Genomic DNA, 25,959 nt, shown 5'->3' with positions numbered 1-25,959 from the left:
AACAATGCAAAGTAATTAAGGCTTACTGACAACAGTATGTCAGTGAAAAAATCAATTATACATTTATTTTTAATATTTTTTCTTGATGGATTCTACCCCAACGCCTAATTTCCTTTACAATCGGATATAACGTTTCGCCATAAGCTGTTAAACTATATTCTACCTTCAAGGGTACTTCGGCAAATACCGTTCTTGATAAAATACCATCGGCTTCAAGCTCGTCTAGTTGCTTGGCTAACATTCTTTCGCTAATGGTTGGCAAGGATCTTTTCATTTCACCAAAACGGTTTATTCCTTTTTTAATCAACACAATCAAGGTGGTTTTACATTTTCCTTTCAGTATTTTCATAAATACATCCGAAGGACAATCTTGTTCGATATAGTTTTTTTCTAGTATCATAAAAATTAAGTACTTGATTATCAGAAAAACTGTACTTTTTGTAAGTAACTGTAAGCTTTGTAACTACTTGACTTTCAATGTTTTTTTGTAGAGGTTTACAGTATAAATATAGCTTGTTTCATCAAACAAACACAAAACCATGAGCCATTCTTTTAAAGCCTTAGTGATTTCTGAAAATGTAGAAAAGCAGTATGTCAGGAATATTGTACAAAGAAATATTTCAGATTTGCCCGTAGGTGACGTTTTAATAAAAGTACAGTATTCAGCCTTGAATTATAAAGATGCCTTGTCGTCAGTAGGAAATAAAGGTGTAAGTAAAAACTATCCACATACGCCAGGCATTGACGCCGCAGGAGTTGTTGAAACAAGCGATTCTTCTGATTTTCAGGTAGGCGACCAAGTAATCGTTACTAGCTATGATTTAGGAATGAATACCGCAGGTGGTTTTGCAGAATATATTCGCGTACCAGCGAACTGGATTGTAAAATTGCCTAGTGGATTAACTTTAAGAGAAGCAATGATAAACGGAACAGCTGGTTTTACGGCTGGTATGTGCATCAATGCGCTACTTAATCATGGATTAAGTCCTGAAAAAGGGAAAGTGTTAGTAACAGGCTCGACGGGCGGAGTAGGGACGCTAGCCATTGCAATACTCTCTAAATTAGGTTTTGAAGTAGTTGCAGTTACTGGTAAACCTGATGCCATAGATTTTTTGAAGAAAATAGGCGCGAGCGAAATACTCACAAGAGAAGCATTAGACGACCAGTTGGGGAGACCATTATTGAAATCTGCTTACGCTGGCGTGGTTGATACCGTTGGTGGAAATATTTTAGCCACAGCGTTAAAGTCTTTGACTTATGGCGCTTCGGCTGCCATTTGTGGACTAGTAGCTTCTGCCGAATTACATACCACTGTCTTGCCTTTTATTCTACGTGGTAACACATTGTTTGGAATAGATTCAGCAGAATGCCCAATGCCTTTACGACAGGATATTTGGCAAAAATTAGCGACAGACTGGAAACCAAATGATTTAGCATTGCTTGCCCATGAAATTTCCTTAGAAGAAGTACCTGAAAAATTAGATTTAATGTTACAAGGAAAAGCCTTTGGAAAGACTATCGTTAAGCTATAATTTAATCCGTAGCACGAGTTTTCAACTCGTCAAATTAATGTGACACGAGTTATAAACTCGTGCTACGGATTTATTACTCTTCCCACTCAAAACTGCGAGTAACAGCTTTTTTCCAATAATGATATAGTTTTTCTCTTTTTGATGTCTCCATATTAGGTGTCCATGTTTGTGCGATTCCCCAGTTTTGCTTTAAATCTTCTAGGTCTTCCCAGTAGCCAATGGCTAGTCCAGCAGCATAAGCAGCACCCAAAGCAGTGGTTTCTATCATGGCAGGACAAACCACTGGAACATCTACCATATCTGCCTGAAACTGCATTAGCGTCTCGTTTACCACCATTCCTCCATCAACTCTTAGCGAAGAAATTTCAATGCCTGCATCCTTTTCCATTGCCTCTAATACTTCTAAGGTTTGATAAGCAGTAGCTTCCAATGCGGCTTTTGCAATATGAGCTTTAGTGACATAACGTGTCAGTCCTACAATTACACCACGAGCATCTGCTTGCCAATAAGGAGCATACAAACCCGAGAAAGCAGGGACGAAATAACACCCTCCATTGTCTTCTACAGAATTTGCCAACGTTTCAATCTCCGCACTATTTTTAATGATTTCTAAATTATCACGAAGCCACTGTACTAATGCACCTGTAATGGCAACAGAACCTTCTAAGGCATATTTTACTGGTTGATTGCCAAACTGATATGCTACCGTAGTAAGCAACCCGAAGGTCGACGGCGTTATTTTCTCGCCCGTATTCATCAACATAAAGCAACCCGTACCATAAGTATTTTTGGCTTCGCCAGGGGCAAAGCAAGTTTGTCCTACTAAGGCCGCTTGCTGGTCGCCTAAATCTCCTGCCACAGGTACACCCGAAAGTACACCACGAGCTTCGCCATAAACTTCACTGCTTGATTTTATGGCTGGCAACATTGCTTTTGGTATATTTAATTTTTGGAGTATCTCATCGTCCCAAGCTAAGGTTTTCAGATTCATCAATTGGGTTCTGCTCGCATTAGTTACATCGGTAATATGGATTCCGCCATCTATTCCGCCCGTTAAATGCCAGATGATAAACGTATCCATATTGCCAAAAATGGCCGTTCCTTCTTCTGCATCTGCTCTGAGCCCTTCTACGTTTTCTAAAAGCCATTTTAGCTTCAAACCACTAAAATAAGTAGCCAGAGGCAAGCCTGTTTTTTCGCGAAAACAATCGCCTCCACCTTCTTTAGCTAAATCGGCTACCATCGTACCTACGCGGGTATCTTGCCATACAATGGCGTTGTAATAAGGCTGACCAGTGAATTTATTCCATACTACTGTTGTTTCTCGTTGATTGGTAATGCCTACCGCCGCAATATCCAAAGGCGAAAGATTGGCTTTGCCCAATGCTAGCCCGATTACTTCTTGTGTATTGCTCCAGATTTCATCTGAGTCGTGTTCTACCCAACCAGCTTGTGGATATATCTGAGAATGTTCTTTTTGTCCGACAGAAATTTGATTGCCTTGTTTGTCGAAAATGATGAAGCGGGTACTGGTAGTCCCTTGGTCAATAGAGCCTATATACATTTTAAAGAGTGTTTTTGATAGTTAATTAGGTAATTGAATAAATTAGAGCGTTGTAAATTATTGATTAATTACTAATATTTTGATGGCTGATAAATGTTTTTCCAGGACTTAAAAAAACCTCTACTAAGCTTTCAGATTCTTTAGCGGCTTGCGCGTCTCTCAATCCTAATCCTAACCTCCTGTTTAGCACGTCTTGGGTAGTAACTGCCATTTCTTCTTGAATCGCATACACAATCTCAGCTTGGATAAATGGATGATTAGGATGAATCAATTCTTTCAGTTCAGGCTGATTGTTCGTTAAACTTAATACTGTTGCTGCCAATGAACCATACTTTTTCATCAAATGCTGTGCTATTACTGGTAAAACATTGTATTGATTAGCAAGTTGTTGCCAATCTTCAAAATGATAGCCTTCTGCGCCATGCAATAACTGATGTTCGGATGTACAAAGTACAGGTTCTTTTTGCCAAATGGTTTCATAAACATGGTCTATGGTGTCTTTCGCCATTAAGCGATACGTGGTCCATTTCCCTCCCATGATACTTACCAACTGACTACTCTTATCAATCTCTACCTCGTGGTCACGGACAAGTGATTTGGTATCAGAACTTTTTTCTGCTTTTCCGAGCAATGGTCTTTGTCCTGCAAAACCACTGGTAATGTCTTCGGGTGTTACTTCTTTTTCTAAATAACGATTTACATAACTTAATAAGTACGGAATTTCGTATGACTCTAAGTCTGGGTTTTCAGAAAGCTTATCTTCTTCGTCGGTTGTTCCTACCAACAGGTGGTCTTGCCAAGGAATAATAAATAATACTCTTCCATCATCCGTTTTGGGTACTAAGATGGCTGTTTCATTTTTCATCAAACTGGTAGGCAAAACAATATGAGCTCCTCTGCTTACTTTCATCCGAGGCTTCAATTTTGTGTTAGCCATCTTGCGAATATGGTCTGCAAAAGGCCCCGTAGCATTGATAAATACTTTCGACTGGACCGTTAAAGTATTATTGCTCACATTATCTTTAATCGTCAAAGCAGTTAGCTTTCCTTCATTATCTTTTTCAAAACGAAGGGCTTCGGCATAGTTCAAAACGGTTGCTCCCAAAGCTTCCGCCTTTTGAATAATTGCTAAACAATAACGTGCATCATCCAATTGCCCATCGTAATATAATACTGCGGAGGTTAGATTTTCTTTTTTTAATTCAGGAATGGTTTTTAACGCTTCTTTTCTCGATAGCCATCTACTAGCACCGATACCATGATTACCCGCTATCCACTCATAGAGTTTTAATCCGATTGTAAGGTAAATACCTTCAATCCATGAATAGCAAGGGGTTAATAGTGCTAATGGGCGAGTAAGATGAGGGGCATTTTTTATCAACGTATCTCTTTCATGGAGACTCTTCTGCACCATTTTGTACTGTTCCCAATCCAATTTTTTTACAGCTTGCTCAAGATAGCGCACTCCGCCATGAATAAGTTTCGTAGATTTAGATGTAGTTTGACCTGCAAAATCAGCTTTATCAATTAACAATACCTTTAAACCTCTTAGGGTAGCATCTAGGGCAATACCCGCACCTGTTGCTCCTCCGCCTATGATGCACAAATCAAATTGTTCTATTGATGAGATTTTACTTAGTTGTTCTATACGATTCATAATGGATAATTTACCTAAATATTAACAAAATATACTCACAAAAAAGGACTGACAGCAATAGGCAAAAATAGATGATATTTAATAATTTATGGTAATGATATGCTGTAAGTTATCTAATAGTATAACAAACCTAAATGCTATAACATTTCATAAAACATAAAAACAAAAAAACGGCTCATCTACTTACAAAAATGTAAATAAATGAGCCGTTTGAAGATTAAATTTTCATGAATGACTAACTATAGAATAACCATTCTATCGCTTTAGGAAATTCTTTTCCCCATTGGTCTTCGTTATGCATTCCATCAGGGTCATACGAAAGATGGATATCCGTTTTTCTGATACCTTGTCTCTGGAAAGTCTGCTTTAGTTTTTCCACATTCGGTAACATCATCGTTCCTTCGTCACCACCAGCATAGACATAAATGTCGGTTGGTAAATGTGAGATAAAATCAATGGCATCAAAGTAAATATTAGGCGAAACCCATAGTGATGGAGAGAAAACCATCAACTTCCCGAATACTTCTGGAAACATCAAGCCTGAATAAATACTGATTAAACCTCCTAACGAGCTTCCACCAATACCTGTAAATTCACGCTCAGGTTTTGTACGGAAGTTTTTGTCAATGTATGGTTTTAGTGTTTTAGCCAAAAATTGAGTGTACTTTCTGCCCTGTCCTTTTCCCATTTTAGGATTATTATAGGGCGAATATTCTTGATAGCGTTGTTCACCACCGTGTGCCACAGCCACCACAATTACATCGCCATGCCCACGTGCAGCCAAAACGGCCAATTGCTTATCAATTCCCCAATTTCCAAATACAGAACCTCCGCCAAATAAATTTTGAGCGTCTTGTAAATAAATTACAGGATAATGTTTGTCGGATGTTTCGTAATTATGAGGCAAAAGGATATACACAGCACGCTTTCTATCAAACTGTGGTATCTCAAAAGCATCAGAAATTAAGCGGATTTCAGGCATTAAATCACCCGAAAGATTTTCGCCATCTAGTCGCCAGTGTGGTACAAAGTCTTTTAAAACACCCGTTTTTACTTTGGATGTTCTGTTGGCTGTAGGTTTACCAAATTCATCTAATTCTACTTGATTCCAGCCACCTTTGGTATATTTATACTCAAAGCTTTCTGGTAGCTTGATAGTATCTGGTAACTTCAATTCATATTTTCCGTCTTCAACTTTGTTCAAACGGAATTCTTCTTTATTGGGCAGCCATTCGTTGAAACTTCCTGAAATAAATACAGGTCTATTGTCTTCAACGGGGGTTGTTAGTTCAAAATATAATACGCCTTTACTCATTAGTGATTTATTTGTCGAACCACAAATTTAATTAAATATTTGCTTTTTATACAGTATTTAGTCTTCCATATATAACAATATTCTAATATAGAATATTGTGTGTAACAAGCTGATCATCAGTAAAGGAAACCTTTCTTTTCCATATACAGGTATTATAAAGCAACTATTGTACCAAAATACATCCTTAGTCTGTAGTGATACTCTAGCGTTTTCAAGGTATTATCTTTTAACGTCATTAATATTAAATCTCACTTTCCTTCATAAAAAGCTAGTTTTTCGTGGATTGATTCTCAAAAAAATACTATAATGATAAATATCACTTTTTATTTTTCGGAATTGCTTTACCGATAGAAATCAAGGACTAATTATATTAATATCAGCTACTTATCACATCCATTGCTTTCAGTAATTTCATATTTCAGCATAGGTATTTATATCATATATTAGAATTATTCTAAATAAAACTTGTCTGCAATTAATTTGATTTATACTTTTGTTGCAACTATTAAGAATTAGTCTAAATAAAAATAATATATAAGTCAACTAATGTTTGTACATATAAAAAAGTATTAAACCTGTCTATTAACATAAATAAGTACCCATTTTAAACCCATTATTCCCATACAAACAATGAAAAAAACAATTACTAAAAAACTCTATTTAAGTATAGTGTTTTTATTGACTGTGCAGTTTGCTTTTGCACAATTAGGCTCAATTAAAGGTCGTGTTACAACTAAAGAAGGCGACCCCGCAGAATTTGTAAGCATTATCCTAAAGACTACCTCAAAAGGAACAAAGACGGATAACAATGGTCATTATGACTTCAGGAATTTAAAATCAGGAGATTATACGTTAGTGTTTAGTTTAGTAGGATATGAGAAATTAGAAAAAACAGTTAGCGTATATGAAGACAGAATTACTGAATTAAATGTTCAATTAGATGTATCTGCTAAACAATTAAGTGAAGTAGTAGTGGTGAGTGCGGCCCAAAAATTTGCCAAGAAGCAAAGTGATTTTGTAGCACGGATGCCCCTAAACAACCTTGAAAACCCACAGGTTTATACGGTAGTACCAAAAGAACTCGTCCAAGAGCAAATGGCGATAGATTTTAGAAGTGCCATTACTGCTGCCCCAGGCTTGAATAATATTACACAATCTGTTGGTTCAGGGGGTGTTGGACTAACATTACGTACTAGGGGCTTTAGTGGTAATGCTGGCTCACTCAGAAATGGTGCTAATACCAACTGGGTTACCATGAACGACCCTGCTAACTTAGAAAGTATCGAAGTAATAAAAGGACCTTCGGCAACACTTTTTGGTTCTACGTTGGTTACTTATGGTGGTTTGGTAAACAGAGTAACCAAGAGACCTTTAGATTATTTCAAAGGCGAAATCTCTTATTCCACAGGTAGCTGGTCTTTGAGCCGTACTACGATAGATATCAATACACCACTGAATGAAGATAAATCGATGTTGTTCCGAATCAATGGTGCGCTTGATAACCAGAAGACTTGGCAGGATTATGGCGTAAGCAATACAATGTTTGTGTCTCCAGCTTTTACCTATCGTGTCAATGACAAACTAACCCTTGACTTTGAACTTGAACTATTTAAAAGTACTAGAAATGCTACTTATATAGGTTTGGCAGGGAATGGCCCTAAAAGCTTTACGAGCTTTGATGATATGAATTTTGATTTTAACCGTTCGTATACTACAGATGATTTTGTATCAGAAAATCAAAACAGAAATATTTTTGCAAGAGCAACGTATAAGCTATCTGACACATGGACTTCGCAAACAATTTTTTCAAATGCTTTTACGGATAACAAAGCCAATTACCTGTTTTTGTTAATTACTTCTGACACTACCATGAACAGAAGGCTGATGAGTATTAACAGTTATTTTAAAACGACACAAGTTCAACAAAACTTTATTGGCGATTTTAATATCGGAGGTATGAGAAACAGATTGCTTGTAGGAGCAGAGTATGTTTACTTAGGTACAAACGATAGTCGTTGGATTGCTAACCCTTATGATGCCGTAAAAATAAACCAAGAAGCGCCATTTATCAATATGGAGAAATATAAAGCCATTATTGCTTCCGCTAAAGAACCTTGGTTGATTAACCATAGAAATAGAAATACTATCAGTTTTTATGCATCAGATGTAATCAACTTTACCGACCGCCTATTGGTGATGGCAAGTTTGAGAGTAGATAATTTTAATGACGTTACTGCCAACTATACGCAGACGGCACTTTCGCCTAAACTTGGTGCAGTGTATCAATTGGTAAAAGATAAAGTATCACTTTTTACCAATTACATGAATGGTTTTACCAACGTAGCACCTACCACAACAGCGGCTAGCCCGAGCAAAGCAGTAGCCTTTAAACCAGAACAAGCTAATCAAATTGAGGGGGGGATTAAAGTAGAATTATTAGAAGGTAAACTGAATGGAACATTTAGCTATTATGATATTCAGGTATCTAACAAAGTGCGTACTGACCCTAATAACCCTCTTTTCTCGATTCAAGATGGAACACAGTTGAGCAAAGGTTACGAGGCTGATTTAATTGCTAACCCTATCAAAGGTTTACACTTAATTTTTGGCTACGGTTATAACGAAAGTAAGTTTGTAAAATCAGCAGCGAACGTAGAAGGCAAAAGACCATATTCTACCCCTAAACATGTGGGTAATTTGTGGATGAGCTATAAAATAGAAGAAGGAAAAGCAAAAGGATTTGGTGTAGGTTTTGGCGGAAATGTACAGAGCGATTCGTTTATTAACGATACCAATACGTTCTCGGCAAAAGGATATACTACTATCGACGGAACTGTTTTTGTTGATAAACCGAAATACCGCTTTGGGATAAAAGTGAATAATATCACCAACAAAAAATATTGGTTGTCTGACTTCTGGGCTAATATGATGCCTACGCGCCAACTCATAGCCAACTTAACGATTAAATTCTAACATATACAAACTCTAATCTATTTGCCTGACTATATTTTATAGTCAGGTTTTTCTATTCAAATCAGACATGAAAGAGAATACAAAAAAGCAATCCAACAAGAAAAACTGGATAAGCAAGATGAATAGCTGGCTACATTTATGGCTAGGTTTAACATCTGGCCTGATTGTCTTGGTGGTGTCTCTTACAGGAACATTATTTGTTTTCTGTGACGAAACCATCGAGGCTTTGGCAGGCAATGCTAGGTATGTACAAGCCACAAATAGTCCTAGACTTTCGTCAGAACAATTAATCAGTGCCTTCAAACAACAATATCCTGATAGAAAACCTTTTTATTTTGAAGTATATAAAGACCCGAACAAAAGTTTTAAAATAGCCTCAGGAGATAAGGAACAGTCGAACTTTACTTATACTTGGTTAAATCCATATACTGGGAAAGTCCAAGGAGTTAGTAGCTCATATTGGTTTTTTTATGTAGTAGCCCATTTGCATTCACAACTTTTATTGCATGAAACGGGTAGGATAGTAGTAGGCATTGCCACCATTATTTTCTTTTTTCAACTTATCAGTGGGCTAGTGCTTTGGTGGCCTGTTAATGCTAATGCACTTTCGCAACGAGTACAATTCTTGTGGAAAAAAACGACAAAATGGAAGCGTAAAAATTATGATTTGCATAATGTCTTAGGGTTTTATAGTCTTCTTCCTGCTATTCTGATTACGGTAACTGGTTTGATAATGGCTTATGAAGTATTGGGAAATCTTACACAAACAGTGTTTGGAGGAAGTACTAATGCCCATGAGCAAGAAAATAAGCTTACACCAAAGTATGAAAAAGACCTGAGGTTTATGTCTTACGACCAAATTATTGACCATCAGCTACAATCTGGTGATAATGTAAAAATTGTCAGACTAAGCATTCCTCGAAAAGACAGCGTCACTACCCTTTACTGTGTAGCAGCCGAAAAAGTAGGACTAAAGAGTTGGGTTAATGGACAGGCTGGAGCAGTAAACAGGTATACAGGAGAATTTGTAAAGTTCCCAAAGGATTTGCAAAAACACGAGCAAATTGAAACCCTTAATTTCGACTTACATGTGGGCTATTGGTATGGATTACCCTCTAAAATATTCACTTTTATGGTGGGGCTAATTTGTACAAGCTTGCCCATCACAGGTTTCTTTATTTGGTGGGGTAGACGCAAAAAAGAGAAAAAAGGAGTACAAACATCAGGTTCAAAAACTTTTATTCCCAACAAAATCTAATGAAAAATTTATTAATTTTTATAGCCTGTTACTGTATCAGTAATATCATACTAGCACAGGAAACACAAGAAATAGGCAGAAAACGGAAAATATATTCCAATGTGCTAAAAGAAGAAAGAAGTTATTGGATTGCTTTGCCTGCGAGCTATCAGAACTCGAAGTATAAAACCGAAAAATATACAGTTTTATATCTTTTGGATGGTGAAATGAATTTTCAATACAGTGCACCAATTGTATCCTTTTTATCAAAAGGAGTATACGCTTCCATCCCCAATATGATTGTGGTAGGGATTAATAACACCGACCGAACGCGGGATTTAACGCCTACTAATGCTCCTATTGGTGACCCAGCGGATAAAAAAATAAAACTATTTACCAGTAGCGGAGGAGCTGAAAATTTCAAAAAATTCCTGAAAGATGAATTAATACCAAGTATTGATAGCAGTTATCGCACTAATGGCTATAAGATATTATCAGGACATTCATTCGGTGGGTTGTTTGCTATTCATACGTTGATAACCACGCCTGAGTTGTTTAATGGATATATTGCGTTAGACCCTAGCTTGTGGTGGGATAATGGAAAAACATTACAAGATGCCGAGCTTTTTTTACAAAAAAATAGCCTAAAAGGTAAAAGTTTGTATATCGGATTAGCGAATACGCCCTCTTCTCCGAGAGATTTAGCAAGCAATCATCCTCAGGCTATCCAGCAGTTTACGAAAGAAATTTTACCTAAGGAGCAAAGTAAATTGAGGTGGGACTGGAAGTTTTATGAAGATGAAGACCATGGAACAATATCATTGCCTGCCTTTTATGATGCCTTGAAATTCTTGTATAAAGGGTTTCAACTACCTGTAAAAGAAATACCTTATAGTCCACAAATTGTAAAGGAACAATACCTTAAATTATCTGAAAGAATTGGCTTTAATTTACCGATTGATAATAATTTATTAGACCAACTGATTGATTATTGCCAGAGACAGGGCTTTCCACAAAGTGCTGAGGAGCTTAGAAAACTAAAACCTTGAATTTAGACTTCTCTATCACTAGCGAGGTACTTAAGTACCTCGCTAGTGATAGAGAAAGGATGTTACTTATTCACACAAAACATATAAATCAGCCAGATTTCTTCCTAATCCGTCATAATCTAAGCCATAGCCCAATACAAATTTATTTTCTAAATCAAACCCAACGTATTGTACATCAATAGGCTCTTTTAACGCTTCTGGTTTTTGGAAAAGCGTAGCTATTGACAAAGAACTCGGATTTTGAGCCAATAATTGCTTTTTAATTTCAATCATCGTTAGCCCAGTATCTATAATATCTTCAATAATAATAATATCTCGGTTTTCAATATTTTCAGATAAGCCCAAAATCTCATGTACTTTCCCTGTAGACGCAGTTGCTTGATAAGACGACACTCGCAAGAAAGTAATTTCGCAACTTACCGAAATAGATTTCATCAGTTCAGCAGCGAACATAAATGAACCATTCAGAATAGCTAAAAACAAAGGTTTTTTCCCTGTGTAGTCTTGGTTGATTTCAGTGGCAAGGGCATTAATGCGCTGTTCTAAAATGCTTTGTTCGATAAATACTTCAAAATGTTTATCGTGTACTTGTATCGTGGATTTCATAAATGCTTGATTTCTAATTTGTAAAAATACGCTAATCTATAGAGCTCACCAAATCGTTAGAAAGCAAGTACATCTCCTTATAAATAGAATATCTGTATCAATGACACTTTTTAATAATGCTTTTCGTTGTATCATTCGTTAGAGCAATACTTAAAATTTCCTTAAATTTACATCCAGAAAAGACAATCACCATGAAAAAAGTATTTGATTTATCGACTTATATAAAAGTATTCCTCTTGTGCAGTTTGTTGGTTTCACAACAGCAAATAGCCAATGCGCAATGGTGGAAAGATACAGAGAAAGCAGAACAAGAGCGTTCTAAAGGAATGCTTTTGCTTACAGCAGAAGTACAGATTGAGGCTACGCAGGCTATCAATCACATGTATAATTTCAAGTTTTATGAAGCCGAACGCGAGTTTAATTATTTGAAAGTAAAATATCCTGACCATCCGCTCCCTGAATTTTTATTGGGATTGATGGAGTGGTGGAAAATTGTACCTAATACTGAAAATGTCATTTACGATGAGCGATGTATAGAATACATGGATAAAAGCATTGAAAAGGCTGAAAAAATATGGGATGATTCTGAAAACCCCGAAGCAGCTTTCTTTATGGCAGCAGCTTATGCTTTTAAAGGTCGTTTGCATTCTGAAAGAAAACATTGGACGAAGGCTACTTTTGCCGCAAAAAATGCGCTAAAATATCTCGATAAGTCAAGAAGTTTCTCAGATTTTAGCCCAGAATTGATGTTTGGTGATGGTCTTTATAATTATTACTTCCATTATGTAAAAGACAACTATGCCATGCTTCGCCCAGTACTTTGGTTGTTTCCTAAAGGAGATAAGCCAAAAGGAATCAGTCAGTTAGAAAAAGTAAGTTATAATGCTTTTTATACGCGTACGGAGGCACGCTACTTTTTATTACAGATTTATGGACTAGAAAACATGAATGAAAAAGCGTTGAACTTGTCGAAATACACGTATGAGACATATCCAGACAATCCGTTTTTCCAACGATTTTATGCTAGAAGTGCCTTTGTTGCTGGTCGTGTTTCTGAGGCTAAAACCATTGCCAAAAGTATTTTACAAAAAATAGACGAGCATTATCCTGGTTATGAAGGCGTGAGTGGTAGATATGCTGCTTATATTCTGGGTTATTATGCAATGAATTATGATAGAGACAACAAAGAAGCAAAGACATATTTTCAAAAAACAATAGACTTTGCCAAACAAACGGGGTCTAATAATTCAGGTTATTATTGGTCATCGATGATAGCCCTAGGAAAAATAGCTTCGCAAGACCAAGATTATGATACTGCGATAGAGTATTACAAACAGGTAATAGATGATTCTGAGCGAAAATCTTCCCAAAGGGAAGAAGCAAAAAAATTACTAACCGAAGCAAAAAAGGCACGAAGGAAGAAAAAATAATGATAATTTAAAAAAGTCGCTTTATCCTATAAAGCGACTTTTTTATTGCCAACCCTTAAATTTGTGATTAATTATTTGGTGAAAACCATCAAGTTTAGCTATATTTAGGATTCATTATCTTAAAAAATAATGACCTCTTTGCTTTATTGAACAACTTTTTAGTTAACTAAAACCTCTACTTGGTCAAAACATTGAATTTGACTAATCTATCATGAAAGTTTCTACTTCTCAGCCGTTTCAGATTATTTATTCGATACTCAATCACGAGTACCTCGGCTATCTCTTTGAGGCCTTTGTCGTTCAATTGGATGACAAACAAGAATTGACTTTGCTCAACCAAAACGTTTCGATAAAAAACATCAATGAGTTTGCACATGACTTAGATGAAAACGATTTACAGTTAGTAAAGCTTATTGATTACCTTCAATCAGAAAATATTTATAAAAAATTCGTTGGCTCAAAAAAAAGAACAGTCGTTGACTTTTTCTTGAAAGTGTATGACCAACAAAAAGGAGAGAAGGCTTTACAAGAAATTATCGCTACTTATGTAGAAAAAATAAAAGCAGAAATGTTGCCTTTACTGCTAGGTAAACAATTGTTTATCATGGGAGGGGATGGCAATCCCATCTGGCAAAAAGTAGAGGTGTTGCCTGAAAAAGCAACAGTGTTTTTTCATTTTATGCGTAATGAAGAAAATACACATTATTATCCTACGATTAAATATGAAGGAGAGAAAATAGATTTTCAATATAAGAATGCCTACATCGTTTGTGACGAACCCGCATGGATGATTCTTGAAAATAAACTTTATCATTTTGCCAAAGAAGTAGATGGTAAAAAGCTAAGACCTTTTTTAAAGAAGAAATTTATTGTCATACCCAAGACCATTGAGGAAGATTATTACCGCAAATTCGTTACATCTATCATCAGTATGTTTGATGTACGACCGAAGGGTTTTAAAATTTTGAACGAAAAATATGCTGTTATTCCTATTTTGAACCTAGCCGAGCAAAAGAGTCATCAAACAGTGTTGGTTGAAGCGAATGATGTGGATGTTCAGAAAGAAGAAGATATTACGTTAGCCATTAGTCTGTCTTTTCAATACGGAAAATTCACTTTTAAGTTCGATAGTTTTTCTACCGAAGTAAATGTGAGTATGGAAAAAAATGGAGACGATTATGTCTTTCATAAAGTAGAAAGAAATTTGACGTTTGAGAAAGCTACCTTAGCAAAACTTGAAGCATTGGGTTTAGAACTGAAAAATGGGCGGATGATTCTCCCTAAATCTGATGCATTGGCACTCATTCAGAAAAATTATGCTGAACTAACAGAAACAGGTTTCACCATAGAACAAAGTGTAGAAGAGGATGCTAAAAAATATTTCTTGGGGTATTCAAATATTGAAGTAAATATTACCGAAGGCAACGATTGGTTCGATATTCATGCAATTGTACATTTTGGTGATTTTGAAATTCCTTTTCTGAAACTCAGAAATTTGATTTTGCAGAAAAAAAGAGAATTTACGTTACCAAACGGCGAAATCGCTGTGATTCCAGAAACTTGGTTTACCCAATATTCCGAGCTTTTTGCTTTTATTGAACATCATTCAGAACGAGATGGCTTTATCTTGAATAAACACCATCTTTCATTGGTGCAAGATTTACAAAGTGAATCATTGGCATCGGCAGTATTGAGTAGAAAGTTGGAGAAACTGAGAGATTTTGAAGAAATGCAAACCTATCAGTTACCCAAGGGCTTTACTGGTAGTTTACGTCCTTATCAAAAAGCAGGATATGATTGGATGCGCTTTCTAAATGATTATCATTTTGGCGGATGTTTGGCGGATGATATGGGCTTGGGTAAAACCGTTCAAACCCTTACGTTGTTGCAATCACAAAAAGAACAGAAGAATAATCAGCCAAGTTTGTTGATTTTGCCTACTTCCTTGATTTATAACTGGGAAATGGAAGCACGCAAATTTACGCCAGAACTTAGGATACTGACTTATACAGGCACTTATCGTGATAAAAATATTGAAGTGTTTGATAATTATGATGTAGTCCTTACCACTTATGGCATCATCAGAATTGATATTGATTTGCTGAAAAACTATCGATTTAATTATGTGATTCTGGATGAATCGCAAGCCATTAAAAATCCATCCTCTTATATTACTAAAGCTGTAATGCAATTGAATTCTCGGAATCGATTAGTATTAACGGGAACACCTTTAGAGAATAGTACAATGGATTTATGGTCGCAGATGACCTTTATTAATCCGGGGTTATTAGGCTCACAGCATTTTTTTAGGAATGAATTTCAAGTGCCGATTGAAAAGAAAGGGGACGATGTAAAAATGCAAAGGCTTTATTCTATTATCAAGCCTTTTATGTTGAGAAGACATAAGTCGCAAGTAGCCACCGAACTACCCCCTAAAATTGAAAGTATCCATTATGCTCAGATGACAGAGCAACAACAAAAGGAATATGAAGAAGCAAAGTCGTATTTCAGGAACTTAATTTTAGAGCATATCGAAGAAGCAGGCATGGCAATGTCACAAATGGTAGTGTTACAAGGCCTTACAAAATTACGTCAATTAGCCAATCATCCACGAATGACAGAACCTGATTATCAAGGTGACTCTGGTAAGTTGGAAGATGTAATGGAAAAACTAGACACAATTCTAGAAGAAGGGCATAAAGTATTGATTTTTAGTCAATTTGTGAAGCATCTCGACCTTTTTAAAGAACGACTTGACCAAGAATCACGAACGTATGCGTATTTAGATGGCAGTACACATGACCGACAAGCACAGGTAGAGAAGTTTCAGAATAACGAGGACATACAGATTTTTTTAATTTCTTTGAAAGCAGGAGGGCTAGGATTAAACCTTACTGCGGCTGACTATGTATTTATCTTAGACCCTTGGTGGAATCCTGCTATTGAAGCTCAGGCTATAGATAGGGCGCATAGAATTGGGCAAGTAAATACCGTTTTTACCTATAAGTTTATTACTAAAAATACTGTTGAAGAAAAAATATTAGCATTACAGCAAAGCAAACAACGCCTAGCGAATGAATTGATTACAACGGAAGAAAGTTTTGTGAAATCCTTGACGAAGGATGATGTATTGGCTTTATTGGAGTAGATAAGTAGAACTTTTAATATAATATAAAATGATAACGTCATTAAATGATATTTAACACCCATGGCTGGTCTCCCGACCAGTCCATTTCTTTCCCGATCAGTCCATTCTAATTCATGATTTACCTCGTCTATTATAACAAATTCTACACTATGAATACCCCTCAAATACGTAATTCACACATGGAGATTGGAGAAGTTTATTTTTATACATCAACAATACTTGCATGGAAACATCTGTTAAAACATGACTTATATAAAACTATAATTATAGATAGTTTAAGAAATTTAGTAGAACGTGATTGTATAAAAATCTATGGATTTGTCATTATGCCAAATCATATACATCTCCTTTGGGAAATGCTAAAAAAGAATGGTAAAGAAATGCCTGATACTAGTTTTACTAAGTTTACGGCACATCAATTTAAGCATGATTTAAGTAAGAATTATCCTCACATATTAGAAAAATTCAAGTCTGATAAAAATGACCGAGAATATCAGTTTTGGCAGAGAGATGCTTTGGCAATAAGAATTTTTTCACGAGAAGTGTTTATTCAAAAACTAGAATATATGCATTTAAATCCATTACAGGAAAGATGGAATTTGGCTAATAAACCTGAGAATTATGTTTGGTCTTCAGCTAAGTTTTATGAGCTTAGAGAAGATGATTATGGGTTTATTACTCATTTTATGGATAGGTTTTAGCATTAATATTTAGTATTGCTTACGCATTTATGGACTGGTCGGGAGACCAGCCATGGGAATTGAGGGTAACACCCATGGCTGGTCTCCCGACCAGCCCATTTCTCTCCTGACCAGTCCATTGTAATTCATGATTTCAACCAGTCCACAAAAAAAGCCGTAACCAACAATTTGTTGATTACGGCTTTTTATTTTTACTAAATAAATTTACTTTTTAGCATCAATATCCTTTAGTAGCGTTTCTACTGCTACTTTCAATTGTTCGTCAGTTCCTTTAGCTATCCAGTCTGGTGTATTTTCAACGATAACATCAGGAATGGCTGCGCCTAATTCTTGGTTTTTATCAGTTGTTTTAGTGTACCAGCCTCTTCCCGGCAATCTAACAAACGAACCATCCATTAATGATTTTCCTCCTGTTGAAATTACCGAACCATTTGTTGGTAAGCCCACTAATTTACCTATGCCCAAAGATTTGTATGCGTGTGAGAAAATCTCAGCATTAGAATAACTTCCTTCATTACAAAGAGCAATTGATGGCTTCGTCCAAGCTGCATATACCAAACGTTCGCCTATTGGATAATAGTCTCTGAATTTTTTCTTGTCTTTTTCTAAATCAGTACTTGCTCCTCTTGGAATGGTATAAGCGTGTTGTTTATAATTTAAAATAGTCATTAAATAATCCGTTGTCGACCCTCCACCATTATAACGAACATCAATCAAAATACCTTCTTTACCATAACCAGCAGCAGTAAATTCTCTTTCTACTACTTCAAAACTAGGGAAATCCATGCTTTTGATATGGATATAACCTAGACGACCATTTGAGAATTTTTCTACTAATTTCTTTCTGCCTTCAACCCATTCATTGTATAAGTTATCGCTAATGCTTTGTGTAAGACGTACTACTACTTCTCTACTTTTACCTGCGGCATCAACTACACTGACGATTACTTTTTCGTTCACTAATCCATTTAACAAACTATAAAAGTTTTCGTTTTCACTAACTTGTTGTCCGTTAATAGCAGTAATGGTTTCGCCTTCATTGATAACACTCTTAATTTTTGTTACAGGCGTTTCTGGTACAACATGGTTTACTTTCATACCAGTTGGCGTTGGAATAAGTTCTGTTCCTAACAATCCAGTCAATTCTCTCTGCGTTTCAGCACGGTCTGGTGCAGTTAAGCCCATGTGGCTAGAATTTAATTCACCTAATAGTAAATTAAACATATCTCTGAAATCATTAGAGGTACTAGCATTTATACAACGCTCTTTGTATTTATCGTGCAGTTGTACCCAGTTATTTCCGTGGAACTTAGGGTCATAAAAACCATCACGAATGGTTCTCCAAGCTTCTTCAAATACCTGTGTGCGTTCTGCCAAATAGTCTATTTTCATTTTGGCAACAAATGGCATTGGTTCAGACACACCCGTTTTTACATCAACACGAGATAAACTACCTCCCATTTTCGTATAGTAGATATATTTACCTTCCTTATCTAATGTTAGGTTATTAGGGTTACTTCCGCCTTTCGTAATTTCTTTTAATTCTTTACCATCCCATTTAACACTGTATAAATCTCTTCCTTTTGCCGTGCTAGTTGAAGTCGTATAAAAGAATGTTTCACCATCTTTTGAAATCACAAAATCGTTTTCATCGCCAGGGAAACTTGTTACTTGCACTACTCTTTCATGGATATTATCGAAATCAATCACAATTGGTTTTATGCCTTTTTTCTCTGGTTTAGCATCAGGAGCAGGCGTTTCTTTTTCTTGCCAGTCTTGTGTTTCTTTTTCCCAATCTTCTTTTTTCAACCATACAAACCAAACGTCAGCACTACGACCAGCACTTCTTTCTGAAACAAAACCTAATTTAGAACCATCGGCACTCCAGAATGGGTTACTATCGCCACGTGGGTGCATGGTAACATTAACAGGTTTGCTTGAATTATCAGCCGTTCTGATATATACTTCTTGGTTATAATATAAATCTGATTGACTATAAGCGATGTATTTGCTATCAGGGCTCCAAGCGATATCTGAAGGGTTGTTCCAACCTTCTGATAAGATTTTTTCGTTCGTTAGTTTTCCATCAGCGCTAATATCAGCAACGATAAAGTTGCCTCTGCCTCTTACATAAGCAATCTTTTTATTATCTGGTGAAACTGTAGGAGAGGTCTCATCTTCTGGCGTTTTAGTAAGTTGTACGATTTGATGTTTCAACGATTTGAAAATATTACGTTCAGCACCATCAGCAGAATTTACTAAATACAAATCAAAATTGCCATTGTTACGGTCGCTAGTAAACAACAGAGTTGAGTCATTCAACCAAGCTGGAGAAACGTCACGGAAAGCATGTTTAGAAACATTAATGCTTTTTGTTTTTTCCTTGTCAGCTTCCTTGATAAAAATTTCTCCACGAATGCTATAAGCAAGTAATTTACCGTTCGGAGAAACCTTATAATTATCTAATCCTGTAGGAAATGTTTTTTGCTCAGCAGCATCAAAACGTTCATCTGCATTGATGGTTACATTAATTTTATCAACGGCTCCATTTGCAATTTTATAGGTGAAAAGTGCCATTTCTTTTTCAAATACGATCGTATTGCCATCATTTGAAATACTAAAATGACGAATAGATTCATCTTTAAATTGCGTCAATTTTTTAGGAGCACCTACGGCTTTACCTTCGTCCGAAATTTTGATTTGGTATAAGTTATACGCTCCGTCAACACTACTTAAAAAGTAAAGTAAGCCGTTTTTGCCCCATTGAGGAATGATATCGTTGGTTTCAAAAAGGGTTATTTTATTATAGCTTTTGTTTTTGATATTATACATCCAAATATCTCTGTTCGAGCTACCATTATAAGCTTGACGAGCTACAGGGTTAATATCTCCACGAACTAAAGCTACTAATTTTCCATCTGGCGAAAGCACAGGGTCGAAACCAACGGCGTCTAATAAACGAGATTCTGTTCCTCCTTTTGGACTAATTGTATAAACTTCTTGTGGACGCTCAATTTGTTTGAACTCACGGCTTGTCGAGAACAATATTTTATCGCTCTGCGTCCAGCTAGCTACTACATCTTGACTTGAGTGAAAAGTCAAACGTTTAGGCAAGCCCCCTGTTACAGGCATTACAAAAATATCGTTGTTGCCAAAGCGTGTTCCCGAAAAGGCAATTTGCTTGCCATCTGGACTAAAAATAGGATTACCCTCGTAGGCCTCATGAATGGTAAGCCTTGTTGCATTTCCACCTGAGCTTGGTACAGTCCAGATGTCTCCTTGATATGAGAATGATACTACCGAACCATCGTTATTGATACTTGGTTGGCGAAGTAACAGAGGGCTTTGAGCCATAGTACTTCCTGCGGAAAGTAATGAAAAAAGTAATAAGAAATGTTTTTTCATGAATTCGTAATGATTTGATGAAGATTTAAACCACAAATAAGTAATAATTTGCCAAATTAATAAATTATCAAAAGAATATTCGCCCAACAGCCCTTTTTCTGCGATGTTTGCTGGGAGACCTGTTATGGACTTTAGGATTAGAAGACTTTAGGACTAAAAGATTAGTAGATGGTGAATGAATTCTGTTATTCGTTTATAATATATCATAAAAATAGGCTATCCATTTCTGAATAGCCTAATAGTTCTGTCTAAGAAAAACTTACTTTCAACTCCATTACTCCAGACAAATATCTAGTGTTTTCTAACCTAAAATCTAGTATCCTCTAGTCTAAATATCTAGTGTCTTCTAGTCTAATATCTAGCGTCCTCTAGTCCTTAAGTCTTAACATCCTCAAGTCTACAAAAATCTATCGATTACAAACCTTACAAACCCCTTGTACTAACAAATTAGTCTCAACACGTTTATATCCTTCTGGCAGGATAAAATTAGGAATCACCACATGGTCTAAACACGTTGTTAAGCCACAAGTAGTACATTTAAAATGCACATGGTCGTGGTGGTGAGTATGGTCTTCTGAATGACAATTGTCTTTACAAAGTGCATACTTGATACTACCTTCATCGTCCAGCACTTTATGAATTAATCCCTTATCTACAAATGTTTTTAAGGTTCTATATACCGTTACTCTATCAAACTGTTCAGTTAACTGCGATTCCACATCTGCATGAGCCAAAGCGTGTTCTTTGCTCATAAAAACATCTAAAATACCTTCACGACAGTCTGTTTGGCGAAGGTTATATGATTTTAATGTATCTTTTATTGCTGGTTTCATTCTATTATCATTGCATTTTCAAACTGCAACTTCACTAAGTTAGCATAAATTCCTTCATCAATCAATACCAATTCGTCATGCGTTCCTTTTTCGGCTACTTCACCATCTTTCAATACATAAATTGTATCTACATTACGAATAGTTGCCAAGCGATGGGCAATAATTACGGTAGTACGGTTTTGCATCAAGCGGTCTAGGGCATCTTGTACCAATCTTTCAGACTCTGAATCTAGTGCACTTGTTGCTTCATCCAACACCAAAATGGCAGGGTCTTTTAAAATAGCACGAGCGATAGCAATACGCTGACGTTGCCCACCCGAAAGTTTTACACCACGTTCACCCACAATCGTTTTAAAACCCTCAGGAAATGAATTGATAAAATCTAAAGCATTTGCCTTTCTGGCCGCTTCAATGACCAGTTCCTCTGTTGCTTCTGGATTACCATAAGCAATATTTTCATAAATCGTTCCACCAAAAAGCATTACTTCTTGTGGTACAATGGCTATATTTTTTCTTAATTCTGTAATATCAAAAGTATTGATGTTTTTACCGTCTACTAAAACTTCTCCTTTTGCAAGATGATAATAACGCATTAATAATTGTATAATGGTTGATTTTCCTGCCCCCGAATGACCAACTAAAGCTATTTTTTCGCCCGATTTTACGGATAAAGAAATATTCTTCAGCACTTTCATATCTGGGCGAGAAGGATAATTAAACGCAACGTTTTTATATTGGATTTTAGGAATAGCAACCTCATCATTTGCCTTCGCTAGTATTGGTGCAACGGCTGCTTTCGGAGCAGTTAAGTCAACAATTTTTACTTCCGATTCTTCATCTAAAATTTCTAAAATACGTTCAGAAGCACCTATTGTTTTCTGAATCTGCGCATACATATCGCCCAAACCACCCACAGAACCACCGATAAAACCTGTGTAAATGATAAAAGTGAAAAGGTCTTTGAAAGATAATTCGCCTTGCAATACCAAATTACCACCATACCATACTACGCCTACTACGCCCCCAAACAATACAAAAATGATGAACGAAATAAAGCCTCCTCTGAAAGTGGCAGCCTTTAACGCATAATCTACTACTTTTTGAACAGATAATCCGTAGCGATGTGCTTCTAGACTTTCATTCGTAAAAGCTTTTACAACATTGATAGACTGTAAAGTTTCTTCAACAATGATATTAGTAGCGGCTAGTTCGTCTTGTACCTTTTTAGAATTTTTACGAATAAATCTCCCAAAAACAATGGCAGCAATTACCAAGAATGGGAAAGTAAGCAACATGAAAAGTGTTAATTTGCTCGATAAGTAAGAGATTAATACAATGCCACCAACCAAAGTAAACACTTGACGAAAAAGCTCTGCTAACGTTATAGAAAGGATGTCTTGTAACTGACCAATATCGGTTGTAATTCTACTCATTAATTCCCCCACACGATTTTTTTCAAAAAATGGCACTGGTAACGTAATGATTTTACTATATAAGGCATTGCGTAGATCACGCATTGATTGTTCAGAAACCCTTGTGAACGTATATACCCTAAAAAATGAGAATATCGCTTGTAGAATAAGTAATCCAACAAAAATAAGGGTTACTTCATTTAAGGTAAATCGTGGTGCTTCATGAAAAACGCGTTGTAGTTTATCCGTCATCATACCACTACTTATTCCCGAACCTGAGTCTGGCATTTGTTGTGGCGAAACTATTGATCCCACCATCTGACCCATTAATAAAGGGATACTCATCGTAGTAATCTGTGAGAGAATCAGAAAGATGAAGCCTATTAAAAATGTGCCTTTATAGGGAAGGGTAAATCTAAAAATCTTGAAGGCTTTCTGAAAGCCTTCCTTGTTTACTTTTTTCTTGTCTTCTGGAGAAACCTCTGCTCCAAAATTGCTACTTCGCTTTGCCATTTTTTGGTTTAATTACTAAAAAGCTATTAATTTAGTTATGATTGAGTAATGGTTATTTAATTACTCATTATATCAGTATTCGGACTGATAGCTATTATCCGAAGACCGATGACTACCGTCAGAACTTATTCCTGTTCGTCTGGTAATCCTTTATAATGTGACTCTTCAAAAATCTTTTGGGCATTTGTTTCCTTCATCAATTCCTGAATCGTTAATTTATCATTTTCGTCAAAATATTTACCTACAATTCGCCAGCCTAGCCAACGACCAATTCCTCCTGGACAAGATGCTCCAATCTCAGACGTCGTAGGTCTGTCCATGATATACTTTGCCTTGATAGGGTCTTCATTGGTATACAATAATTTTTTATCAATAAAATGAGCCCAAATATCTTTCTGAAAGGTATAACAGTCCGTCAATTGTGCGTCTGAATAACCAATAAACAGGCTATCAGCCTTTGAGGGCATCATCGTATGACCAAAAACATAACTTTTCCCATACCAAACCATATCTGCTAATAACGATTTTTCAGAAGGTTTGGTTGCATTATATTTGGCAGAAAGTAAAAGCACAGCTTGTGGTACAATAGCATGAGGAGAAGCTTTCCTTAATTGATAGTCATAAATGTCAGGTAAGAATTTTCCTTTCTTTCCCATGAAATAATCTAATCCAATAATAATTAATGAGTCCGAAATTATTAATTCTGGACTACTTAGGATATCCTGCGCAAAAAAACCTGTAAAAATTGTAATAATTTTAGGCTCTTTGAAGTCGTGATAATAATATTTCAAGTGCTGGAAAGCTTCTTTAAAATCATCTTCAAGCTCAGTATTTCCAAAAAATGCAGGCTCTTGTGATTGCTTGTAAAAGTCTTGAAAAGCCTGATTTTGGATTACTGGAAGTAACCTTTCAGCGAGTTTCTCAAAGTCTTGTGGTAAAACCTGAAAGTAAGTACTCACAAAGCTTTTATGGGTATTGAAGAAATTTATTAACTGATTTTTGTCTTTACACGCAAGTAAATCTTTGTCAAGTCGTTGAATAGCTACATTTACTTTTACTGAACTAACGTCGGGTTCAGAAGAACTATCTTGTTCGGAAGTACAAGCAAAGACTAGGCTTGAAAAGAGGAGGATAATATAGCATTTATACTTTTGAAGCATAAGTTTTTTAGATTAATAGTTTTAAGCAGTAGTATTCGTCTAAGTTTCAAAACCATATTTAACAGTACAAAATTATGAAGAAAAACGCATTTTTAGTCCTTTTTATTCTGTTGATGATAACGAGAGGTTATGCTCAAAATTATGGATACCCTTCTGGATATGGCGGAGGGTATGGTAATGGACTATATAAATTAAAAATAGGGTTTAAATTTTCACCCACTATTACACTAAACGAAGTGGATGCATCGAAAGAATTTCGTGATTTTGATGCTTCGGGAATCAACCTAAAAATGAGTTTGGGTCCTGTGATAGATTTCTATTTTGCCGAAAAATATGCCTTTAGTACAGGGTTATGGTACAGTGTCAAAGGAGTTAGTTATGCTGTTGGAAGCAATTTTTATGATAATGATTTGTTCAATACGTATCCACTCACTGCCGATGAGCATACGGGAAATAAAGCGGCTTATAACCTACAATATTTACAAGTACCCGTTACACTCAAGATTTTTAGTGATGGCGTTTTTTCAGATACACCTGTTTATTTACAATTTGGAGGTACGTTCGATTTGAAAATTGCCGAAAAACCCATTGATAGAACATCCAATCCACTTTATCAATACAGCCAACGGGTAATGAATCAACCAGATGTTTTTAGTCTGGGAGATATCAATTTGTTATTAGGATTTGGTATTGAAAAGCGGATAAATGGTGGAGACGATTCTTTTATATTTGGCATTCAATACCAAAGAGGCTTAACCGAAATTAATCACACCAAGGGTTATAGTAACTTAATTACTAAAAATGGGCTGATTTCACTAGATTTAGGATTGAAGTTTTAATACTTCTCAGCCTTGAATTCAACCAGTTTTTTGTCTTTTATTTTTACGATATACAGATTGTCATATTCGTTTTCTGGAATTATTTTTAGGTCAAACTTGGCGCCCAAAAGTCTAACAATTTCAGGAACGGTATTTGAATGACCAATAATTAAAATGTTCTTACGAGGTTCAACTTTATCCAAGAAATGAGCATTTCTGGCACTATAAATAGTAGTATCTATTTGATTATTGATACGCAAAGAATCGCCAGTTTGTTGTACTCTTAGGTATTCAGTAGCATAAATTTTAGTGATTTTCTCATTGGCTAAACGCTTGGCAAGGTTACCAGCACGTTGATGTCCCGAAGCACTTAAAGGACGAAAATGGTCATCACCTTTATAGACCAAATCCTTCTCTGCATGGCGTACCACAAAAACGGTAGAGACTTTGCTTGTACAAGCAGACAAGAAGATAACAACTGCTAAAAAAGATATCCATTTTTTCATAAGAATAGTCAATTAGAAATATAAATTTGGAAATCAGACATCAGCTTTCGGCTATCAGTTTTTAACAATAGCTTTTACATATTGTAATTTACCTAAAGTT

18 protein-coding genes are annotated in these 25,959 nt (G+C 36.0%); 8 read left to right on the top strand and 10 right to left on the bottom strand.

The genetic code is table 11. The features are described from left to right. Window positions 1-55: 55 nt before the first annotated feature. Window positions 56-400 (bottom strand): winged helix-turn-helix transcriptional regulator, encoded by a 345-nt coding sequence (locus AC07N0_RS21960; RefSeq protein WP_492801298.1) that lies wholly within the window; start codon window positions 398-400, stop codon window positions 56-58. 139 nt (window positions 401-539) lie between these two features. Here AC07N0_RS21960 and AC07N0_RS21955 point away from each other — a divergent pair, with 139 nt between their 5' ends. Next, window positions 540-1,532, top strand: a complete 993-nt coding sequence (locus AC07N0_RS21955; protein ID WP_494591005.1) for a YhdH/YhfP family quinone oxidoreductase — start codon at window positions 540-542, stop codon at window positions 1,530-1,532. 73 nt (window positions 1,533-1,605) lie between these two features. Here the strand turns inward: AC07N0_RS21955 and glpK are convergent, their stop codons facing one another. The 3 genes from glpK to AC07N0_RS21940 form a co-directional block, all read right to left on the bottom strand. Continuing rightward, window positions 1,606-3,096, bottom strand: a complete 1,491-nt coding sequence (gene glpK / locus AC07N0_RS21950) for a glycerol kinase GlpK (RefSeq protein WP_494591004.1) — start codon at window positions 3,094-3,096, stop codon at window positions 1,606-1,608. A 64-nt stretch (window positions 3,097-3,160) separates the two neighbouring features. Continuing rightward, a complete protein-coding gene (locus tag AC07N0_RS21945; RefSeq protein ID WP_494591003.1) occupies window positions 3,161-4,753 on the bottom strand; it encodes a glycerol-3-phosphate dehydrogenase/oxidase in 1,593 nt (530 codons plus the stop codon). 235 nt (window positions 4,754-4,988) lie between these two features. Next, window positions 4,989-6,068: an alpha/beta hydrolase gene (locus AC07N0_RS21940; RefSeq protein WP_494591002.1), complete on the bottom strand. Its 1,080-nt coding sequence runs from the start codon at window positions 6,066-6,068 to the stop codon at window positions 4,989-4,991. Window positions 6,069-6,698: 630 nt separating this feature from the next. Here AC07N0_RS21940 and AC07N0_RS21935 point away from each other — a divergent pair. The 3 genes from AC07N0_RS21935 (at window position 6,699) to AC07N0_RS21925 (ending at window position 11,327) form a co-directional block, all read left to right on the top strand. Then, window positions 6,699-9,041: a TonB-dependent siderophore receptor gene (locus AC07N0_RS21935; RefSeq protein WP_494591001.1), complete on the top strand. Its 2,343-nt coding sequence runs from the start codon at window positions 6,699-6,701 to the stop codon at window positions 9,039-9,041. 67 nt (window positions 9,042-9,108) lie between these two features. Beyond that, the gene (locus AC07N0_RS21930; protein ID WP_494591000.1) at window positions 9,109-10,299 is read left to right on the top strand and encodes a PepSY-associated TM helix domain-containing protein; all 1,191 of its coding nucleotides are present in this window, start codon (window positions 9,109-9,111) and stop codon (window positions 10,297-10,299) included. Further along, window positions 10,299-11,327, top strand: coding sequence for an alpha/beta hydrolase (locus AC07N0_RS21925; RefSeq protein WP_494590999.1), 1,029 nt, complete (start codon window positions 10,299-10,301; stop codon window positions 11,325-11,327). Before AC07N0_RS21930 ends, AC07N0_RS21925 begins: the two co-directional genes overlap by 1 nt. 66 nt (window positions 11,328-11,393) lie before the next feature. Here AC07N0_RS21925 and hpt read toward each other — a convergent pair whose 3' ends face one another. After that, complete coding sequence (gene hpt, locus AC07N0_RS21920) at window positions 11,394-11,933, bottom strand: hypoxanthine phosphoribosyltransferase (RefSeq protein ID WP_494590998.1); 540 nt, start codon at window positions 11,931-11,933, stop codon at window positions 11,394-11,396. A gap of 191 nt (window positions 11,934-12,124) precedes the next feature. On the opposite strand from hpt, the gene AC07N0_RS21915 reads away from it, so the two are divergent. The 3 genes from AC07N0_RS21915 (at window position 12,125) to AC07N0_RS21905 (ending at window position 17,212) form a co-directional block, all read left to right on the top strand. Then, on the top strand, window positions 12,125-13,363 hold the full coding sequence (locus AC07N0_RS21915; protein WP_492801307.1) for a tetratricopeptide repeat protein: 1,239 nt from the start codon (window positions 12,125-12,127) through the stop codon (window positions 13,361-13,363). A gap of 211 nt (window positions 13,364-13,574) precedes the next feature. Next, entirely contained in the window at window positions 13,575-16,511 is a 2,937-nt protein-coding gene (locus tag AC07N0_RS21910) for a DEAD/DEAH box helicase (RefSeq protein WP_494590997.1), read from the top strand. Between the two features lie 179 nt (window positions 16,512-16,690). Then, on the top strand, window positions 16,691-17,212 hold the full coding sequence (locus tag AC07N0_RS21905; RefSeq protein WP_494590996.1) for a transposase: 522 nt from the start codon (window positions 16,691-16,693) through the stop codon (window positions 17,210-17,212). Between the two features lie 204 nt (window positions 17,213-17,416). On the opposite strand, the gene AC07N0_RS21900 is transcribed toward AC07N0_RS21905, so the two are convergent. From AC07N0_RS21900 to gldB, 4 genes are all read right to left on the bottom strand, one after another. Continuing rightward, window positions 17,417-20,617 carry a S41 family peptidase gene (locus AC07N0_RS21900; protein ID WP_494590995.1) on the bottom strand — a complete coding sequence of 1,067 codons (3,201 nt, stop codon included), beginning with the start codon at window positions 20,615-20,617 and terminating at the stop codon, window positions 17,417-17,419. A gap of 407 nt (window positions 20,618-21,024) precedes the next feature. Then, window positions 21,025-21,450, bottom strand: a complete 426-nt coding sequence (locus tag AC07N0_RS21895) for a Fur family transcriptional regulator (RefSeq protein ID WP_492801311.1) — start codon at window positions 21,448-21,450, stop codon at window positions 21,025-21,027. Next, a complete protein-coding gene (locus AC07N0_RS21890) occupies window positions 21,447-23,375 on the bottom strand; it encodes an ABC transporter ATP-binding protein (protein WP_494590994.1) in 1,929 nt (642 codons plus the stop codon). Before AC07N0_RS21890 ends, AC07N0_RS21895 begins: the two co-directional genes overlap by 4 nt. A 125-nt stretch (window positions 23,376-23,500) precedes the next feature. After that, entirely contained in the window at window positions 23,501-24,535 is a 1,035-nt protein-coding gene (gene gldB, locus AC07N0_RS21885; protein ID WP_494590993.1) for a gliding motility lipoprotein GldB, read from the bottom strand. 74 nt (window positions 24,536-24,609) lie between these two features. Between gldB and AC07N0_RS21880 the strand changes: the two genes are divergently transcribed. Next, entirely contained in the window at window positions 24,610-25,374 is a 765-nt protein-coding gene (locus AC07N0_RS21880) for an outer membrane beta-barrel protein (protein WP_494590992.1), read from the top strand. Here the strand turns inward: AC07N0_RS21880 and AC07N0_RS21875 are convergent. Further along, window positions 25,371-25,859 (bottom strand): SixA phosphatase family protein, encoded by a 489-nt coding sequence (locus AC07N0_RS21875; RefSeq protein WP_494590991.1) that lies wholly within the window; start codon window positions 25,857-25,859, stop codon window positions 25,371-25,373. The genes AC07N0_RS21880 and AC07N0_RS21875 overlap by 4 nt on opposite strands. Window positions 25,860-25,959: the final 100 nt, after the last annotated feature.

The organism is Arcicella sp. GW821-FHT09D11 (genome assembly GCF_059416265.1).
The sequence above is the reverse complement of the archived record's forward strand: the minus strand, read 5'-3'. Positions and strand labels throughout refer to the sequence as shown.

Coding starts and splice junctions, on each gene's coding strand:
- AC07N0_RS21910 (WP_494590997.1), top strand. CDS start 13,575: ATGAAAGTTTCTACTTCTCAGCCGTTTCAGATTATTTATTCGATACTC.
- AC07N0_RS21960 (WP_492801298.1), bottom strand. CDS start 400: ATGATACTAGAAAAAAACTATATCGAACAAGATTGTCCTTCGGATGTA.
- glpK (WP_494591004.1), bottom strand. CDS start 3,096: ATGTATATAGGCTCTATTGACCAAGGGACTACCAGTACCCGCTTCATC.
- AC07N0_RS21940 (WP_494591002.1), bottom strand. CDS start 6,068: ATGAGTAAAGGCGTATTATATTTTGAACTAACAACCCCCGTTGAAGAC.
- AC07N0_RS21900 (WP_494590995.1), bottom strand. CDS start 20,617: ATGAAAAAACATTTCTTATTACTTTTTTCATTACTTTCCGCAGGAAGT.
- AC07N0_RS21955 (WP_494591005.1), top strand. CDS start 540: ATGAGCCATTCTTTTAAAGCCTTAGTGATTTCTGAAAATGTAGAAAAG.
- gldB (WP_494590993.1), bottom strand. CDS start 24,535: ATGCTTCAAAAGTATAAATGCTATATTATCCTCCTCTTTTCAAGCCTA.
- AC07N0_RS21880 (WP_494590992.1), top strand. CDS start 24,610: ATGAAGAAAAACGCATTTTTAGTCCTTTTTATTCTGTTGATGATAACG.
- AC07N0_RS21935 (WP_494591001.1), top strand. CDS start 6,699: ATGAAAAAAACAATTACTAAAAAACTCTATTTAAGTATAGTGTTTTTA.
- AC07N0_RS21925 (WP_494590999.1), top strand. CDS start 10,299: ATGAAAAATTTATTAATTTTTATAGCCTGTTACTGTATCAGTAATATC.
- AC07N0_RS21915 (WP_492801307.1), top strand. CDS start 12,125: ATGAAAAAAGTATTTGATTTATCGACTTATATAAAAGTATTCCTCTTG.
- hpt (WP_494590998.1), bottom strand. CDS start 11,933: ATGAAATCCACGATACAAGTACACGATAAACATTTTGAAGTATTTATC.
- AC07N0_RS21945 (WP_494591003.1), bottom strand. CDS start 4,753: ATGAATCGTATAGAACAACTAAGTAAAATCTCATCAATAGAACAATTT.
- AC07N0_RS21895 (WP_492801311.1), bottom strand. CDS start 21,450: ATGAAACCAGCAATAAAAGATACATTAAAATCATATAACCTTCGCCAA.
- AC07N0_RS21890 (WP_494590994.1), bottom strand. CDS start 23,375: ATGGCAAAGCGAAGTAGCAATTTTGGAGCAGAGGTTTCTCCAGAAGAC.
- AC07N0_RS21875 (WP_494590991.1), bottom strand. CDS start 25,859: ATGAAAAAATGGATATCTTTTTTAGCAGTTGTTATCTTCTTGTCTGCT.
- AC07N0_RS21905 (WP_494590996.1), top strand. CDS start 16,691: ATGGAGATTGGAGAAGTTTATTTTTATACATCAACAATACTTGCATGG.
- AC07N0_RS21930 (WP_494591000.1), top strand. CDS start 9,109: ATGAAAGAGAATACAAAAAAGCAATCCAACAAGAAAAACTGGATAAGC.